The organism is Xenorhabdus sp. PB30.3, assembly GCF_963895965.1.
In the GTDB taxonomy this organism is placed as follows: domain Bacteria; phylum Pseudomonadota; class Gammaproteobacteria; order Enterobacterales; family Enterobacteriaceae; genus Xenorhabdus; species Xenorhabdus stockiae.
This window is the reverse complement of sequence record NZ_CAWQMW010000035.1, coordinates 61,028-78,271: the sequence shown is the minus strand read 5'-3', so window position 1 is coordinate 78,271 and position 17,244 is coordinate 61,028. Positions and strand designations below refer to the sequence as shown.

Below are 17,244 nucleotides of genomic sequence, written 5' to 3'. Positions count from 1 at the left end.
ACATAAAATACCATTACAATGCTCTTTATGTAGATCATCCTCATTTTCTCAAAAAAGTATATTTTTCAAGCAAGTATTTCAAATTATTTGTAAAATTAATAATTACCCAATCTGATAATACATCCTATTACATTTATCCAACCCAGAAGGAGACTTGATGGAGCATTCGACACCTCTCATCACGACTATTGTTGGCGGTTTTCTCCTCGCCTATCTGCTTGGCATGCTTGCACAGCGTCTGAAAATCTCACCTTTGGTAGGTTATCTTATGGCCGGTGTGCTTGCCGGACCTTTTACACCAGGTTTTGTTGCCGATACTTCTCTGGCGCCTGAACTTTCAGAAATTGGCGTGATCTTACTGATGTTTGGTGTCGGTCTGCATTTTTCACTCAAAGATTTATTAGCCGTAAAATCAATTGCAATCCCGGGAGCAATTGCCCAGATTGCCGTGGCAACGCTATTAGGAGCCGGCCTGTCAAAATTACTGGGCTGGGGTTTATTCAGCGGAATTGTCTTTGGCCTCTGCCTGTCCACCGCCAGTACCGTAGTACTGCTCAGAGCACTGGAAGAACGCCAACTCATTGACAGTCAGAGGGGGAAAATTGCCATTGGCTGGCTGATTGTCGAAGATCTGGCAATGGTGCTGGCTTTGGTGTTACTGCCTGCTTCTGCGGGTATTTTAGATAACAATAATACTGATATCGGCCAATTACTTCTTGAACTTGCTATTACTGTCGGCAAAGTTGTCGCATTTATTTTATTGATGATTTTTGTTGGCCGCCGTCTGATCCCATGGCTGCTGGCAAAAACAGCCAGTACAGGCTCGCGCGAGTTATTTACTCTGGCTGTCCTCACCATCGCCTTAGGGGTCGCCTATGGTGCAGTGGAGCTATTTGATGCCTCATTTGCACTGGGAGCATTTTTTGCCGGGATGGTACTGAATGAATCAGAACTGAGCCATAGAGCCGCACAGGATACTTTACCTCTCAGAGATGCTTTTGCTGTGCTGTTTTTTGTTTCGGTCGGTATGTTGTTTGATCCAATAATCTTGATCCAGCAACCCATTGCCATTTTAGGAACGCTGGCCATTATTATTATCGGTAAATCTGTCGCAGCACTGTTGCTGGTCAGGCTTTTCGGCCACTCACGACGTACGGCACTGACTATTTCTGTCAGTCTTGCCCAAATTGGTGAGTTTGCCTTTATTCTGGCTGGATTAGGTGTCACTTTAGGTGTGTTAGATGGTGATGCACGTAACCTGATACTGGCAGGGGCTATTCTTTCCATTATGTTGAATCCGATTTTATTCAGCCTGTTGGATCGCTATCTGGAAAAAACAGAAACGATAGAAGAACAGATACTGGAAGAAACATTAGAGGAAGAAACTCAAATCCCTGTCAATATTTGCGGCCATGCGATTGTTGTGGGATATGGCAGGGTCGGTCACCTACTTTGCCAGCGTCTGCAGGAAAAACATTTTCCTCTGGTTGCTATTGAGGATACTCGTGCCCGATTTGAAGAGCTGGGAGAAATGGGGATTAGTGCTGTGATGGGGAATGCGGCCAGAGAAGATATCATGGCGTTAGCAAGGCTAGATTGTGCCTGTGCGCTATTCCTGACTATCCCGAATGGTTATGAAGCCGGCAAAATTATTGAGAGTGCAAGAGCAATCAGGCCGGATATCAATATTATCGTTCGTGCTCATTACGATGATGAAATCACTTACCTTACAGCACGTGGCGCTGATCATATTATTATTGGCGAACATGAAATCGCCAGAGCGATGGCCGATTCACTCCCTGAATCCACACCTGACTGCCCGATAGCACTACCATCGGCATTTTCACCAACTAATTCATCAGCAGCATAATGAATTGATTAATAGGGAGTATCCCAAGAATTTCAAGGGGATACTCCTGAATAACAAAAATTAACGTTCCCAGTAAGACTCTTCCAGACTATCTTCCCTTTCTGGTAAGCCCCGTGTCAGGCGTGGAGCATGTTGACTTAATACCTGATAGCTCACTCTGTTCGCATACTTACACACCTGAGCCAGAGAAGAATACGTCAGGCAAGAGCGCATATGTTTACTCGAATTAGGGACATTCATACGATGATAACTATTAGCCGTAATATCATGCAGTAAGGCAGACAGTGCGCCATCTCCGGCACCATTCGTATTCATAATTTTTTCAGGTCCTCCCATATAGGGCTCAATATGAGAATAGACCCGCATAGGATTCTGACAATCATCCTGACGCATGGCACGACTAAATTCAAAGCGATTGAATTCAGCAATCGCTCCCGGTAATAATGGATGTGATGTCTGACGTTTGGACTCTTTTTCCGTATAACCGGCCATATACAACCCTGCCGGGCCAGCAGTACACAATACGAGGTCAACCCAATTCAGTGCCATATCTGCTGCCAGCAGAGGATCACTAAATCCGGTCAGTTCCAGAGCTTCATCTTCATTCATGGCTACCACAGAAACATTCTCTGCCAGAAAATCGCGCCACCACTGAGGATCGTCCGCGATAACGTATTTTGTACCCAGTGTCAGAACAACTGGCACATTATGTTTCTTCGCATACTCAATGGCTTTCATAGTTGCTTCCGGCATCGGTTCACCTGATTTACAGCGTACCAGATAGGCCGTGATTACCAGTGCTGATGCTTCTGCAATAATATGCTCAGGAATACTTTCCGGTTTAAGCTGATTCATTAGCCCCGGACTGATGGCAAATGTTCTTTCACCATTTTCAGTGATCAGAGTAAAACAGCGACCGATTGGACCATCGACGCCCTGAAGATGATTCAAATCCATCCGGCTGGAAGTATTACAAAGATAGCAATAGGCATAGCTGCCGATTTGGATGTTATTGCACATGGTGCCAAGCAACACAGATTTGTCATCCGCCAGCACAGAATAGTTATGCAGAGTATTACCAATCGTTCCACCCGCAAATTCATGGCTGATGAGGTTATTATCTGCCAGTTCATTATAGAGCGCTTCAGCAACATCATCTTCAATAACTAATGAATGCCCCTGACTCAGGTTATAACGTTGGATAAAGCTTTCATCAACCTTAGCTTCAATATCTACCAATATCTGGTCAATACCAACAATATATGCTCGGTTATTCTCAGTATCCATCATCTCTTTGATGGGCTGAAGCAGAGGGTCTCTCAGACTGACAGGAAAATAGTGTTTAGATTTGCGTTTACCGGGGAATTTCATAATTGATTGTTGCTATGGAGCCAAAACATGCGCCATATTAGCATAATCCCACTATGAAACAAAAAGCACAGTATTCAGTATTGATGAAAAGAAACAGCCAATGTGATAACACACTGGCTGCCAAAGTTCAGTGATTATGAACCGCTGAGAATTAAACGCAGCTCATAAGCTTCAGGCTGCTTGCTTCTGACGACTACGCACCATATGGCGCATCAGAACAAACATTACTGACAGAATAAAACCAATAAAGCCAGCACCAATCAGAATTAACAAACGCTTAGGTGAATCTTTCGCCGTTGGCTCGTATGGCTCCTGCATATATTTGAATGGCTGGAAATCAAGCTTATCAATATTTACCGCTTCCAGATTTTTGATATAAAGAAGACGGTTACGTAAGTCAGGATCTATCGTTGTTGCATCGGTAATGCCTTCTGTGATCTGCAATTTACGTTGCAACGCATCAGCACCCAGAGCGATGGAATAATCCGGGTCATCCTTAACGACTGCACCACCACTGGAGACTGGTTTCTTAATACCCGCTGAATTGGCAATAGAAATTGCATACTTCAGTCGTTCAATATCGGTAGAACGCATATTGGTGATACGGTCTAAATCAATATCATACATTTTTTTCGAGTAAGACAGTTTCTGACTCACCGCATCATTCAGTTCATCTTTTATCTGGTCACGAACAACAGAGGAGATAAATTTGATGTAACCAGACAATAATTTGTATGAATCTTCAGCTGTCCCCGCACTGAAAGAAAGTGTTGTTTCATAAAACTCATCATCTTTATCTTTTTTATTAGGTACAGTTGAAGAGATATTTTTATTTACAATCTGTTCAATCAGACTTCTTTTAGCCTGTGCCGTAATATCTTCTTTACTGGCAAGCAGTGTTCTGAAGTAATCGGTATCTACCAGATATTCTTCACGCAGTACACGGGAGTTATAGTTTTCAACAAAACGCTTAAATAGTGAATCCTCTGTAATCTTGGGATCAAGATTAAGAACATTCAGTTCTGTTAATACATTTTTTAATGGCTGAAACTGTTCCAGCTCAGGTTGTACCACTGCCGCCGTACTGGTCCATTTTTGTGGTAAAAATGACGCAACACCAAAGCCAATCACGGCAAAAATAAAGGATATTGCAATAATCAAATATTTTGACTGAAATATTACGGAGAACAGTTCAAACAGATCAATTTCATCATCTTGCTTTGGATGATAATAGTCTGCATGTTCCTCATAAAACTCTGTATGCTTAACTGGTTTATTACTCATTATCTCTATGTCCAATCCAAATAATTTTGCTTCTCGTTATTCCCTGCCAGATTACTGTCCCAGCTTACGTTATATATTGATTTTGAAGCAATACTCTAAAAAAATCACACAATTGGCAGAATATACACCGACTAACTATAAGCAAAAATATCCATATCTGCCAATGTACTTTCGGTATGAAACCCAGCCATAATCCATAACTGTCAGTTATTTGTTAGCTCATGGCATCATTGATTAATTGCATGAATAGTGAAATATGCGCCTCATTATCGTTAAGTGCTGGTATATATTCAAACTTTTTCCCGCCTGCATCTAAAAAAATAGCTTTATTCTGCTGCTTAATTTCTTCCAGCGTCTCCAGACAATCGGCTGCGAACCCCGGACACAGCACCTGAATATGCTCCACATTCTGCTCTGGCAACAGGGCTATTGTTTTATCCGTATAGGGTGCTAACCACGGTAAACGCCCAAAACGCGATTGGTATGTCATCATAATTCTATCTGCCGGATAGTCCAACAACTCCGTTAGCAGTTGAGTTGTCGCCAGACAGTTCTGTGGATAGATATCACCCATTTCAGCCAGACGCTCAGGGATACCGTGGTAGGAAAGAATCAGGCGGTCAGGTTGACCATGCTTTTCAAAGCTCTGTTCTACAGTTTCCTTTAATGCAGCGATATATGCCGGGTGCTGGGCGTAACTGCGAATAAATTTTAGATGTGGGATAGTACGATATCCCTGTAATATTTTGCTGAGACTATCAAATACTGCCGCTGATGTTGTACTTGAGTACTGAGGATACAACGGAAGTATGATGAGATATTCAACACCCTGCTGTAGTAATTTATCTACTGCCTGAGATAATGAAGGTGAACCATAAGTCATCCCCAGTTCAACAGGTATATTACCCAGTTTTTCACTTAATCGCTGTTTCTGACGTTTGCTGTAAACCAATAAAGGCGAGCCTTCATCTGTCCAGATTTCCTGATACAGCCTGGCTACACGGAAAGAACGGAAAGGAAGAATAAAGCCATACAACAGAGGCTTCCAAATCAATGGCGGAATATCCACGACTCGCCGATCACTTAAAAACTGTGCCAGATAACGCCTTATTGCAGCAGGTGTCGGCGCGTCTGGTGTACCAAGATTAACTAATAGCACACCATAATTACGATTACTCATTATTCAACACTCCACCCATTAAAGTGACGGATAATTCAGGATAAAGCTCGGTGATAGTCACATACACACAATGGATTTCAAGGTGCGTCGCGGCGGCAAGGGAACGCATCCCCGGGAGCATAGATAACTATGTGACCGGGGTGAGTGAACGCAGCCAACAAAGAGGCAACTTGAAAGACGAAGGGTATAATACATTTTATAGGGGGGATCTGATATGGAAAGGTGAAAGTCAGGCGGTATTCACACCGCCTGCTCTGTGCTTCAGGATCAAATTAATCTGAAATCTGTCGCACAACTATTTATTTTATTCGGGATACTAATACCTCAGGGTACTAATACCCCAGAGTATTAACCCAGAATGCGGGCTAATTCTTCACTGACTTCAGCAACCTGACGGGTCCCATCAAGTTTGAAGTAGCTTGTATTACCTGCCTGTGCTTCTTGCTGATAGTAAGAAACCAGAGGTGCAGTCTGAGCGTGGTATTCAACCAGACGTTTACGAACCGTATCTTCCTGATCGTCTTTACGGACAGTCAGCTCTTCGCCTGTAATATCGTCACGATTTTCCACTTTTGGTGGATTGAATTTGATATGGTAAACACGACCTGATGGGGCATGTACACGGCGGCCGATAATACGATCAACGATAATTTCATCCGGCACATCGAATTCCAGTACATAATCAACACTGACACCCGCTTCTTTCATAGCATCAGCCTGAGGAATAGTACGTGGGAACCCATCCAACAAGAATCCGTTACGGCAGTCATCTTGTTTGATGCGCTCTTTAACCAAAGCGATAACCAGCTCATCAGTGACCAGTTTGCCATTATCCATCAGTTCTTTTGCTTTTAAACCCAGCTCGCTGCCTGCTTTTACTGCGGCACGCAACATGTCACCTGTCGAAATTTGAGGGATCCCATATTTCTCCATGATAAATTGCGCCTGAGTCCCCTTACCGGCGCCTGGCGCGCCCAGCAGAATAATACGCATCGCGTAAATCCCCTTGCTATTTGCTTTTCGTATTTTTTAAAGAAAACGAACCACCATACCACTGGAATGGTAGTCGCTCAAGAAAACAGGTAAACGTTTTCGCGCTTATCAAAAAACAAACCACGCCTCATTTTCCGTTGAAGCGTGGTTTATTGGCATAATTTAAACGATATTACGCGCTTTCAGCTAATAATAATTGATTCATACGGCGGATAAACTGGTTTGGATCATCCAGCGTTCCACGTTCAGCAAACAGCGCCTGCTCCAGTAACAGCTCAATCCAGTCAGCAAACTGGCTGTCATCCTGAATTTCAGCTGCCTTTTTAACCAGATTATGATCCGGGTTCAGTTCAAAGTTATAGCTGACTTCCGGTGCTGACTGTCCTGCCGCTGCAAACAGTTTCGCCATTTGAGTCGTCATTCCGTTAGCATCAGTAGTCACTATCGCCGGTGTATCAGTCAGTCGATGGGTCAGCTTGACTTCTTTCACACGTTCGCCAAGCAGTGTCTTCACACGCTCAACGAATGGTTCCAGTTTTTTATCTTCTTCTTCCTGATCTGCTTTGTTTTCATCAGCCAGTTTATCGAGAGATTCATCAGCTTTGCTGACTGACTGGAATGATTTGCCGTCGAATTCTGTCAGATAGCTCATCATCCATTCATCGATACGGTCAGATAACAGCAGAACTTCAATGCCTTTCTTACGGAACAGTTCCAGATGCGGACTATTTTTCGCAGCAGCATAACTATCTGCGGTAATGTAGTAAATCTTCTCCTGACCTTCGGTCATGCGGCTGACGTATTCTTCCAGAGAAACAGTTTGTGAAGCACTGTCATTATGCGTAGTCGCAAAACGCAGCAGCTTAGCAATAGCTTCTTTATTTCCGCCATCTTCGGCTGGACCTTCTTTCAGAACCAGACCAAACTGCTGCCAGAAAGACTGGTATTGCTCTGCATCATCTTTTGCCAGCTTATCCAGCATTTGTAATACACGTTTAGTCAGTGCGCTGCGCAGGTTACGAGTGATTGAACTGTCCTGCAGAATTTCACGGGAAACGTTCAGTGGCAGGTCATTGGAATCAATCAATCCGCGAATAAAACGCAGATAATTTGGCATGAACTGCTCAGCTTCATCCATGATGAAGACACGCTGTACATACAGTTTCAGCCCGTGTTTATGTTCACGGTTCCACAAATCCCATGGTGCCTGAGAAGGGATATACAGCAGACTGGTATATTCCTGCTTTCCTTCAACACGGTTATGGCTCCAGCTCAGAGGATCAGCGAAATCGTGGGAGATGTGTTTATAAAATTCTTTATATTCATCATCGCTGATTTCAGCTTTACCGCGGGTCCACAGTGCCTGTGCCTTGTTGATTTTTTCCCATGCTACAGTAACTGAATCATCTTCTTCATTTTTAGTCTGGGTTTCAATTTCAACAGGTAAGGCGATATGGTCAGAATATTTGCCGATGACAGAACGCAAACGCCAGTCATTCAAAAATTCATCTTCCCCTTCACGTAAATGCAGGGTAATTTCTGTTCCACGTTCTGCTTTTTCGATATCAGCAACAGTGTAGTCACCTTCACCAGTTGATTCCCAGAATACGCCCTGTTCCGTCGCCGCACCTGCTGCACGGGTACGTACAGTCACTTTATCAGCAACAATAAAGGAAGAATAAAAACCAACACCGAACTGACCAATCAATTGGCTGTCTTTAGCCTGATCAGAGCCGATAGATTCAAGAAATGCCTTAGTACCAGATTTTGCAATCGTTCCTAGGTTATCGATCACTTCATCACGGGTCATACCAATACCATTATCACTAATGGTAATTGTTTTATTCTCTTTATCGAAAGCCAGACGAACACGCAGTTCACCATCATTTTCGTACAGCTCTGGCGCTGATAATGCACGGAAACGTAATTTATCCGCCGCATCTGATGCGTTTGAAATCAGCTCACGGAGGAAAATTTCTTTATTGGAATAGAGAGAATGGATCATCAACTGTAACAGTTGTTTGACTTCTGATTGAAATCCACGGGTTTCTTGATCTTTCATGCTCATTTATTACCTCAATCTAAATCCAGTTCAGATATGTAAAATCGGACGATGGTAATCAGATGGGGATAAAACTTAAGAGTTTCAAGTTCAGGGAATAAGAAGAATGTGAAATTAATTATTTAAACATTTAAAAACAATTAGTTATGCAGCTAATTATGGATGGTGGCGGGTTTCACAACACCATCCATTAGGATTTCCCATTAAAAAATGGGGGGTATGATCACAAATCAGTAATTCTATGGCGACCGGCAAGGGAATGGGACAGTGTTGTTCCGTCTACCATTTCAAGCTCCCCTCCGACAGGAACACCATGTGCTATACGACTGGCAGTCACACCATATTGCGAACACATTTCAGCAATATAGTTCGCAGTTGCCTCTCCTTCGACAGTCGGGTTAGTTGCCAGAATAATTTCCGACAGCGTTTCAGAAGATAAACGTTCTTCCAAACGATCCAAGCCGATATCCATAGGACCAATGCCATCCAGCGGCGATAAATGCCCCATAAGGACAAAATAGCGCCCCGCAAACTGACCAGTCTGTTCAATAGCGTGGATATCCGCCGGGCTTTCAACCACGCAGATCTGACCGTTTTGCTGACGGCGGGGATTGGTACAAATCGTGCACTGTTCCTGTTCTGTAAACGTTCGACAGTCCTGACAATGTCCAATCTCAGACATAGCACGTGTCAATGCCTGAGCAAGCCGCATACCGCCACTGCGATCCCGTTGTAAAAGATGAAACGCCATCCGTTGTGCTGACTTGGGACCGACTCCCGGCAGACAACGCAATGATTCCATCAGAGATTCAAGAAGAGGGCTGGTTTGCATCAGAAAGGCATCTTAAAGCCGGGTGGTAACTGCATTCCGCTGGAAACACTAGCCATTTTTTCTTTTTGAGTTTCTTCAATACGACGGGCCGCATCATTGAATGCCGCAGCAATCAAATCTTCCAGCATATCTTTATCATCTTCCATCAGGCTTGGATCGATTTCGACACGACGGCAGTTATGTGCGCCATTAATAGTGACTTTCACCAGACCTGCACCAGATTCACCAGTCACTTCCAGATTTGCAATTTCTTCCTGCATTTTCTGCATTTTATCTTGCATCTGCTGGGCCTGTTTCATCAAATTGCCCAAACCACCTTTACCAAACATAATTCTCTCTCTTTGCTGTAGACACAGTATCAATACATACTGCGGGGTTAAACAGGCCGGATACTTTCTTCATCCACTTCAGCATCAAACAATTCTTGAAGTGTTTGGATCGTTTTATCCGAAATAATGGATTGGCGCGCTTGTGCCAATTTTTCTTCATAGATGGCTTGTCGCCACTCCAGCGGTGTTTTTACTGCTGGATTATCATCTTCAATAATACTGAGTTCAATAGGTTTTCCATGCAATTCAGTCAACGCTTCCGATAAAGATCTCTGTGCCGATGCCGAATTTAGGTGACGTTGCTTTGAACGCAGATGAAGACAGAACTGATTTTCATTAATCTGCTCTTTAAATGCATTCAAGGCTACCTGCTGAACCAGTTTAGGAATATTCAGATTATCAATTTCAGCCGCCCATTGATCCCGTTGTCTGGATTCAATAGCCAGCTTTTTCACCAATTCAGGTGTTTTTTCATATTCAAGTGCTGATTTGATAGCTTTTGGTGTTGTAACAACCCGCTTTTCTTCAATATTTTTAGCACGCCACCTATAAGCTTCTTGCTTTACCGGTTTAACTTCACGAGCCTTGGGAACAAAAGACTGAGGCCGTTGTTCGGCCACCGCAACCAATCGCTCCAGTGCCGAACTCGCCGGCTTCGCCTTAACAGACGCTGCCGGCTCAGCCTTTTTTGGAGGAGCACTTCCTTTTGAGGAAGTGCCTTCCTGCCGCGAAAGCAGATTTTTTGCCTGTAGTAATTTTGCAGTCGGGCTGTCAGCAACTGGTTCTAACCCCTCCCTTGGGGCCATTCTCTGTTTCTGCGCAGAGGATTGTTTATCTGTAATACCAGCCGCAGATGTCGGGCTGACAGAGCCAAAATTATCAGATACTGGCTGAGGAGGCATGAATTCTGTACCCGGTGCGACCGGTATATCTACGTTATTAGAGACTGATACTTCTTCAATTATCGTTTTTGGATGAAATGCCAGAGCACGTAATAATGCCATTTCAACCCCCATCCTACGCTCTGGAGCATAAGGGAGATCTTTACGGCCAGTTAACAACGCCTGATAATAAAGTTGTAAATCGCTGGGTGGCATTGATCTCGCCAACAACCGCAAGCGCCCTTCTGTTGAAGAAGGCTCAATCTCTGGTTGCTGAGGCAGCAACTGAATCATCGCAACACGATGCAGCAACGATAACATTTCGACCAGTAGATTTTCCCAGTCCATACCACGGGCTGCGACCTGTTCCACTAAAGTCAGAAGTTTCTGTCCATCCGCACGAACCAGAGCTTCAACCATTTCTAAAGGCTGTTCATCATCCAGCGTTCCCAACATCTGGCTGACAATATCTGCTGTCAGTTTTCCGCCACCAAGGGCAATCGCCTGATCAGCCAGACTCAAAGCATCACGCATACTGCCGTCCGCTGCGCGGGCCAATAGCTGACGAGCTCGGGCTTCACTCTCTATTTGTTCCGCATTAAGCACATGTTCCAGCTGGCCTGAAATCTGGCTGACATCAAGTGCTTTCAGATGGAATTGTAGACAGCGCGAAAGAATAGTTACGGGTAATTTCTGCGGATCTGTCGTCGCCAGCAAAAATTTCACATGTTCCGGCGGCTCTTCTAATGTCTTGAGTAACGCATTAAAACTATGGCGGGACAGCATGTGAACTTCGTCAATGAGGTAAACTTTGAAACGCCCTCTGGCTGGGGCATACTGCACGTTATCCAGCAGTTCACGGGTATCTTCTACTTTTGTTCGTGACGCGGCATCGATTTCAATCAGATCGACAAACCGCCCCTGCTCAATTTCGAGACAGTTAACACACTGCCCACAAGGCGTTTTTGTGATACCTGTTTCACAATTCAGGCCCTTTGCCAACAGGCGGGCAATAGTAGTCTTCCCAACACCACGAGTGCCGGAAAAAAGATAAGCATGATGGAGGCGCTGGTGTTCAAGACCATTAGCCAATGCAGTCAACACATGTTGCTGACCAATCACATCAGAAAATATTTGTGGGCGCCACTTACGGGCAAGTACCTGATAGCTCATGAATACCGGGGAAATTGAACACGACTGCCTATCATGCTAGCACAGCCTCACCATAGTCGGCGAGGCTGATGTATCAATTATGCAAAAATCAGAGCAATCAATACAAAAACAAGAGCGATCAGTGGCCTGGAAATTCAACAAGGGTGTAGCTATCAATACCCTGATTTTTCAGGCGTTCTGTGCCTCCCAAATCAGGAAGACCAATAATAAAGGCCGCTTCTGAAACCTCACCACCAAGACGGCGGATTAAGCTCACAGTTGCTTCAATCGTGCCACCGGTTGCAAGCAGGTCGTCAACAACGAGGACTTTATCTCCGGCTTTGATGCTGTCTTTATGAATTTCTAATGTATCAGTGCCGTATTCCAGATCATAAGTTTCACTTAACGTCTCTCTGGGTAGTTTGCCTTTTTTACGGACAGGAACAAAACCTACCCCCAGACGCAGTGCCACTGGTGCCCCGAACAAGAAACCACGAGCTTCAGTACCGACAATTTTGGTAATACCCTTGTTCTGAAAGTGGGCTACCAATAAATCGATCGTCGCCTGATATGCAACAGGATTATCCAATAACGTGGTAATATCGCGGAAAAGTATGCCCGCTTTCGGATAATCAGGTATTGTTTCGATACTATCTTTAATAAATTGCAGTTTTTGTGCGTTAGCGGTCATAATCAATGCCAGCCAGTTAAAAAATGAAAACGCTAAAATCTATGCAAACTACCGGGAAAAAGCAACAACAAAGCAAGTTGTCGCTTAATTTTTGTTGATATTTATCAAGCTTATCCTCAGCTGATCCCTGCGTATCATTAAACACAACGCGGGTCAGATGAAATAGCATTCAACCAAAAGATTATCGACTATAACGGGATACTGATGGGTATACAAAATTTATTAGATGTGCTTGAAAAACAAATCAGTATGCTAGCGGCCGAATTATCTTCCCTGCCTGATATACCATTTTCAATTGCCCGTTTTGATCAGGCGTTATTCCACAGTCATACGAATAAACTCAGTGGCTATATGCTGGAAATTAATCAGAATATGGTTCAGCTGAAAAGCTGCGTCCGGGATAATCGCACTGTACAGGTTAAATTTCTCTCTGAACGTTTAGTGATGCAAATAGAAGCTTTGAAACGGGAATTATCCACGCAGGTTCTCCGCAAGCAGGAAGATAAATTCGGGCGTCAGTCACAAGAGCAGGATCTTTATCATCGTCTGGCCGAACATCAGGATTATGAACGCCGATTAATGGCAATGATTGATGACCGAGAATTACAACTGGCTCAGAAAGCTGAGTCCGTCGATAAATATAAACTGCAAAAAGAGATCGCTGCTCTGGCAGGCAGACTGGCTCGTTGTCGTCAGGCGTTAATGCGCATAGAAAGAACGATAGAAAAGCAGGAACATTCTGATTAATGATTAGAGGAACCCCCATTATGTCACTCGAAAATGCGCCACCAGAGGTCAAGCTTGCAGTTGATCTCATTTACCTGCTCGAATGTAATGATATTTCCCCTGAAACGGCTTTGGCAGCATTAGATATCGTCAGACAAGATCTACAGGGAAAATTAAAACAATTACCTCAACAATCTGAGGAACATTCCTAATTGTACAGCCCGGAATGTTCCCCCTTTTATACCCGTCGTCTTTCAAACTGCCTCTTTGTTGGCAGCATTCGCTCACCCCAGCCACCGCGATGCAATTTGAAATCCATTGGGTATATTATGATTATTTAAGGTAAGAACGGCTTATCATCAGGCGTCGGAGGTTCATCAATATGGCGCTGAGAACCACTTATCGACCTTTTAACCTCTTGCAGGCTATTGCCCTGACCGTTATGCAAATAAACTTCCAGTTGATTGAAGGCAATATTAATATCATTTTCCCGACATAATTTATCTATACTGCGGTTTACCTCATCAACTGTACGGCTACGATCTCCCAGTTCCCTTACATAAAGCCTCAATTCATGATCCAGCGTACTGGCACCGAAACTCATAAAATAAACCTGTGGTTCCGGTTCACTCATTACACGATGATTACTTTTCGCCGCCTGCAACATGACCTCTTTCACCTTATCGAGATCGGAACCATAGGCGACACCAACTTTAATGATAATACGCGTGATAGTGTCAGAAAGGGTCCAGTTGATCAGGCGTTCTGTCACAAAAGCCCGGTTAGGAATGATGACCTCTTTGCGGTCAAAGTCAGTGATTGTTGTAGCCCGAATACGGATTTTACTGACTGAACCGGAATAAGTCCCTATTGTTACGGTATCCCCGATACGGACAGGACGCTCAAATAAAATAATTAAGCCCGAAACAAAGTTGGCAAAGATTTCCTGTAACCCAAATCCCAAACCAACCGAAAGTGCCGCTGCCAGCCATTGTAATTTATTCCACGAAACCCCCAGTGTGCCCAGCGCACTAATTCCGCCAATGCCGATGATTAAATAAGTCAGCGTTGTCTTAATGGCATAAGAAGAACCCTGTTGTAGCTGTAAGCGGGACAACACTAATACTTCCAGTAATCCCGGCAAATTTCGCATCATAACCCATGAAATAACCAGCATTGCGACTGAGAGTGCCAAATCTTTCAGGGTAACGTGTTGCAGAATATTTCCCTGATCGGTTGTCGTGCTGTATTGCCACAGGTTTATTCCATCAAGGTAAGAGAAAACCGTTACCAGATCAGACCAAATCCAGTAAAACGCCATAAAAAAGATCAAAAACAGCACCATAGTCGTTAGACGTAATGATTGCTGATTAATCAGCTCCAAGGCCATTGGCGGTTCTTCGATGACTTCACCTTCCGCACCTTCTTTTGCCTGTGCCTGACGGCGAGACATGGCCCGGCGATATGCGATACGGCGGGCAGCAAGACTTAATCCACGTAAACAGGATTGATAGCAAATATGCCAGAGAAGCAGCAAATAAGCGCTGTAAAGCCAGCGTTCAGACAAGCGTAACGTAGTGTAAAAATAACCTGACACCATCAGCACTATCAGAATCAGTGGTGAAAAAGTCAACATTGTCACCACGATCGTGCGGATCATATGCGAACTTTTTTCACGCCATACCTGACGACAGAACGGAAAAACAAAGATAAAAACGAAGAGCAGGCAAATCAACACCGTACATTGACCAATAACATCATCAGCCAAACGAAGCGGATGCTTAACTCCCAGAGTTACCCAGAACAAAATCGGCAGTAAAGCGACTGATAATCTGACCAGATTTTTGCGGAATAAGGAACAGACTTCTCTATCGAGTGAAAAATGCTGTTCTCCAATCCCGCCTCTTTCCAGAATTTGGTAACTGGAGCCATAGACAACCCAGAATAAAGCCAAATGACTGGAGAAATCCCATATCATTCCTCCCAGTTCATCCTCTGACTTCGAATACCAATAACCTATAGCCAGAATAATAGACGCCAGTGGCAACGTTTTTATCAGCGTCAGAACCAAAGCCAGTGGAGTATGTAGCTGACTATCCCTGCGTAGCTGCCCTATTTCAGCTGAAATTTTCTTCAAATGTGCATTAATACTTTTTGTCTGCCAACGCAGAAACAGGCCTACCAGTAATAGAGGAATGACAAAATGGACAGAGTTCTGCAACCCGGAAATAATCCCTCTGATAGTAAAATGCACACTAAAGTGAGTCAGCTCTTCATGTACTAAAATAGGCAATGATTTCAGCCAGACCCAGTTCATCGGCTTATTGCTGTTAACCCAGAAAATCTGCTGGACGAGCGTCTGTTCCAGCGATTGTGTCACATTCAACAGTTCTTGCTGATCCAGCTGTAAATTAATCGCTTGTGTGATCTGCTGCCCCAACTGGTCATTCAATTGATCCAACAACTCTCGACGAATTTCCAGTAATTGCCCTATCGCATTACGGATTTCTCCAACAGCTTCCTGAGGCTCATTTTTGACATCATTGGCATGCTGATTCAGAAGTTTATTAATATAATCGTCCACTAAATAAAGCTGATCACGCTGCTGCGCAATTTCAAACTGCTCCAGCCGTAAATCAGCAATTTTCGTTGGTAAATCCTTTGTCAGGACTGCTTGGGGAACTTTTAGCTGTTCCTGAAACAAAATACGCGATAACAATAAACTACCGCGTAACACCTTAACCTGTTCTTTTAAATCACGTTCAGACTGGATAGCTCTGTCTAAAAAATTCTTCACCTGAATTTTTTTCTTCACCAGCTGATTATTATCCCGTGTTGCTGCCACAAAACGCTCACTGAATTCACGGTTCACCATAATTTCTTCTCTGACCAGCGGATTAGACTGAATATGGGGACTGGTATCATTTGAATTCTGCGCTTCTTTCGCGGTTTCCTCCGAATCAATTAAGTGCTTTCCATTGACCATATCCTGAATAAACTGGAAATGCCGCTCTAATTGTTCAATCTGGAAGGAGGTATAATCGCGCTGTAGCTGTAGAAGGGTTTGCAGCCGTGTATTAGCGCGCAGAGCCGATTTTTGATATTCTTTTTGCTGCGTCAGGAAAGCTTGCTCTACCTGTAATAATTCAATCTCAGTATGGCGAACGTCCGATTGCTCCGTAACAGCATTATTAAGCAAATTACGGATTTGCTGTAATCTTTGGACATTATTAAACAGCAGATTTTGTGCCCGTTCAGGCTGTGTTTGCAACCCAATCAGTTGGCTATTGTAGTTAGCGAGGTTGTCCTGCGCTTTTTGTAAACTGTTAAGTGTAACACTCTGTTTAAATTCAAGTTGTTTCAGCGATAAAGTCGCCAGATTGTGCTTATATTCATCCTCATTTTGTTGAGAATTATTTTTCAGGCTCGCTAACTCAGCTGTGAGTAGTTGTGACTTCTGAGGTAATTGCTGTAAATTTTTTTCCAGCTGCTCAGAATCCTGCTGAATCTTCTCGATCTTATCAAAGAAAGAAAGTGCTTTTTCCAAATCAGCGATCGAGGCTCTCTCTTCAAGAGTATGCTCATTACGGTCCGTTAACACCTTAAGCTGGTTCTGGATATCATCACGTGTTGGTACATCATTGCTGAATGCAGCCGAGGCGGGGTGAAGAAAAAACAGCAGAAAAAAAAGCAGGCTGATTAGACCCAGCTGGCGAAAATATAATATATCGGGCCTTTTATTACATGACAGACCCACTTTGTTGAGTAAGACACTCAAACCGCGGTTAAATAGAACCATGAATTAATCTACTCATCGTTTACAGATAATGGAATGATAGCACTGAAGTACCGGCAATTCTGCTCGTTAAGAAA

The 17,244-nt window shown here is 43.7% G+C and carries 13 protein-coding genes; 3 read left to right on the top strand and 10 right to left on the bottom strand.

From position 1 onward, the window contains the following. Nucleotides 1-157: 157 nt before the first annotated feature. Entirely contained in the window at nucleotides 158-1,870 is a 1,713-nt protein-coding gene (ybaL, locus tag AACX38_RS03505; protein ID WP_228863554.1) for a YbaL family putative K(+) efflux transporter, read from the top strand. 60 nt (nucleotides 1,871-1,930) lie between these two features. Here ybaL and AACX38_RS03500 read toward each other — a convergent pair whose 3' ends face one another. The 9 genes from AACX38_RS03500 to apt all read right to left on the bottom strand — a co-directional run bounded on the left by AACX38_RS03500 (nucleotide 1,931) and on the right by apt (nucleotide 12,645). Continuing rightward, entirely contained in the window at nucleotides 1,931-3,241 is a 1,311-nt protein-coding gene (locus AACX38_RS03500) for an inosine/guanosine kinase (protein ID WP_228863553.1), read from the bottom strand. 171 nt (nucleotides 3,242-3,412) lie between these two features. Next, a complete protein-coding gene (gene wzz(fepE), locus AACX38_RS03495; protein ID WP_228863552.1) occupies nucleotides 3,413-4,525 on the bottom strand; it encodes an LPS O-antigen length regulator Wzz(fepE) in 1,113 nt (370 codons plus the stop codon). 214 nt (nucleotides 4,526-4,739) lie between these two features. Beyond that, complete coding sequence (hemH, locus tag AACX38_RS03490) at nucleotides 4,740-5,705, bottom strand: ferrochelatase (RefSeq protein WP_228863551.1); 966 nt, start codon at nucleotides 5,703-5,705, stop codon at nucleotides 4,740-4,742. Between the two features lie 348 nt (nucleotides 5,706-6,053). Further along, nucleotides 6,054-6,698 carry an adenylate kinase gene (gene adk, locus AACX38_RS03485; RefSeq protein ID WP_099111360.1) on the bottom strand — a complete coding sequence of 215 codons (645 nt, stop codon included), beginning with the start codon at nucleotides 6,696-6,698 and terminating at the stop codon, nucleotides 6,054-6,056. A 172-nt stretch (nucleotides 6,699-6,870) separates the two neighbouring features. Further along, entirely contained in the window at nucleotides 6,871-8,760 is a 1,890-nt protein-coding gene (gene htpG / locus AACX38_RS03480) for a molecular chaperone HtpG (RefSeq protein WP_169926580.1), read from the bottom strand. A 223-nt stretch (nucleotides 8,761-8,983) separates the two neighbouring features. Beyond that, the gene (gene recR, locus AACX38_RS03475) at nucleotides 8,984-9,592 is read right to left on the bottom strand and encodes a recombination mediator RecR (protein ID WP_099111362.1); all 609 of its coding nucleotides are present in this window, start codon (nucleotides 9,590-9,592) and stop codon (nucleotides 8,984-8,986) included. After that, on the bottom strand, nucleotides 9,592-9,921 hold the full coding sequence (locus AACX38_RS03470) for a YbaB/EbfC family nucleoid-associated protein (protein WP_099111363.1): 330 nt from the start codon (nucleotides 9,919-9,921) through the stop codon (nucleotides 9,592-9,594). The genes recR and AACX38_RS03470 overlap by 1 nt, the downstream gene beginning before the upstream one ends. Nucleotides 9,922-9,968: 47 nt before the next feature. Continuing rightward, on the bottom strand, nucleotides 9,969-11,975 hold the full coding sequence (dnaX, locus tag AACX38_RS03465; protein WP_228863550.1) for a DNA polymerase III subunit gamma/tau: 2,007 nt from the start codon (nucleotides 11,973-11,975) through the stop codon (nucleotides 9,969-9,971). Between the two features lie 118 nt (nucleotides 11,976-12,093). Beyond that, nucleotides 12,094-12,645: an adenine phosphoribosyltransferase gene (apt, locus tag AACX38_RS03460; RefSeq protein ID WP_228863549.1), complete on the bottom strand. Its 552-nt coding sequence runs from the start codon at nucleotides 12,643-12,645 to the stop codon at nucleotides 12,094-12,096. Between the two features lie 204 nt (nucleotides 12,646-12,849). Here apt and priC point away from each other — a divergent pair, with 204 nt between their 5' ends. Both priC and rsmS read left to right on the top strand, forming a co-directional pair. Beyond that, complete coding sequence (gene priC, locus AACX38_RS03455) at nucleotides 12,850-13,392, top strand: primosomal replication protein PriC (protein ID WP_228863548.1); 543 nt, start codon at nucleotides 12,850-12,852, stop codon at nucleotides 13,390-13,392. 20 nt (nucleotides 13,393-13,412) lie between these two features. Then, nucleotides 13,413-13,583, top strand: a complete 171-nt coding sequence (gene rsmS / locus AACX38_RS03450) for a pleiotropic regulatory protein RsmS (RefSeq protein WP_099111367.1) — start codon at nucleotides 13,413-13,415, stop codon at nucleotides 13,581-13,583. A gap of 125 nt (nucleotides 13,584-13,708) precedes the next feature. On the opposite strand, the gene mscK is transcribed toward rsmS, so the two are convergent. Further along, nucleotides 13,709-17,170 carry a mechanosensitive channel MscK gene (mscK, locus tag AACX38_RS03445; RefSeq protein WP_228863547.1) on the bottom strand — a complete coding sequence of 1,154 codons (3,462 nt, stop codon included), beginning with the start codon at nucleotides 17,168-17,170 and terminating at the stop codon, nucleotides 13,709-13,711. Nucleotides 17,171-17,244 lie beyond the last annotated feature (74 nt).

Excerpts from the sequence above, each read along its gene's own strand:
- htpG (WP_169926580.1), bottom strand. The coding sequence starts at position 8,760 with ATGAAAGATCAAGAAACCCGTGGATTTCAATCAGAAGTCAAACAACTG.
- dnaX (WP_228863550.1), bottom strand. The coding sequence starts at position 11,975 with ATGAGCTATCAGGTACTTGCCCGTAAGTGGCGCCCACAAATATTTTCT.
- recR (WP_099111362.1), bottom strand. The coding sequence starts at position 9,592 with ATGCAAACCAGCCCTCTTCTTGAATCTCTGATGGAATCATTGCGTTGT.
- mscK (WP_228863547.1), bottom strand. The coding sequence starts at position 17,170 with ATGGTTCTATTTAACCGCGGTTTGAGTGTCTTACTCAACAAAGTGGGT.
- ybaL (WP_228863554.1), top strand. The coding sequence starts at position 158 with ATGGAGCATTCGACACCTCTCATCACGACTATTGTTGGCGGTTTTCTC.
- rsmS (WP_099111367.1), top strand. The coding sequence starts at position 13,413 with ATGTCACTCGAAAATGCGCCACCAGAGGTCAAGCTTGCAGTTGATCTC.
- hemH (WP_228863551.1), bottom strand. The coding sequence starts at position 5,705 with ATGAGTAATCGTAATTATGGTGTGCTATTAGTTAATCTTGGTACACCA.
- priC (WP_228863548.1), top strand. The coding sequence starts at position 12,850 with ATGGGTATACAAAATTTATTAGATGTGCTTGAAAAACAAATCAGTATG.
- apt (WP_228863549.1), bottom strand. The coding sequence starts at position 12,645 with ATGACCGCTAACGCACAAAAACTGCAATTTATTAAAGATAGTATCGAA.
- AACX38_RS03500 (WP_228863553.1), bottom strand. The coding sequence starts at position 3,241 with ATGAAATTCCCCGGTAAACGCAAATCTAAACACTATTTTCCTGTCAGT.
- AACX38_RS03470 (WP_099111363.1), bottom strand. The coding sequence starts at position 9,921 with ATGTTTGGTAAAGGTGGTTTGGGCAATTTGATGAAACAGGCCCAGCAG.
- adk (WP_099111360.1), bottom strand. The coding sequence starts at position 6,698 with ATGCGTATTATTCTGCTGGGCGCGCCAGGCGCCGGTAAGGGGACTCAG.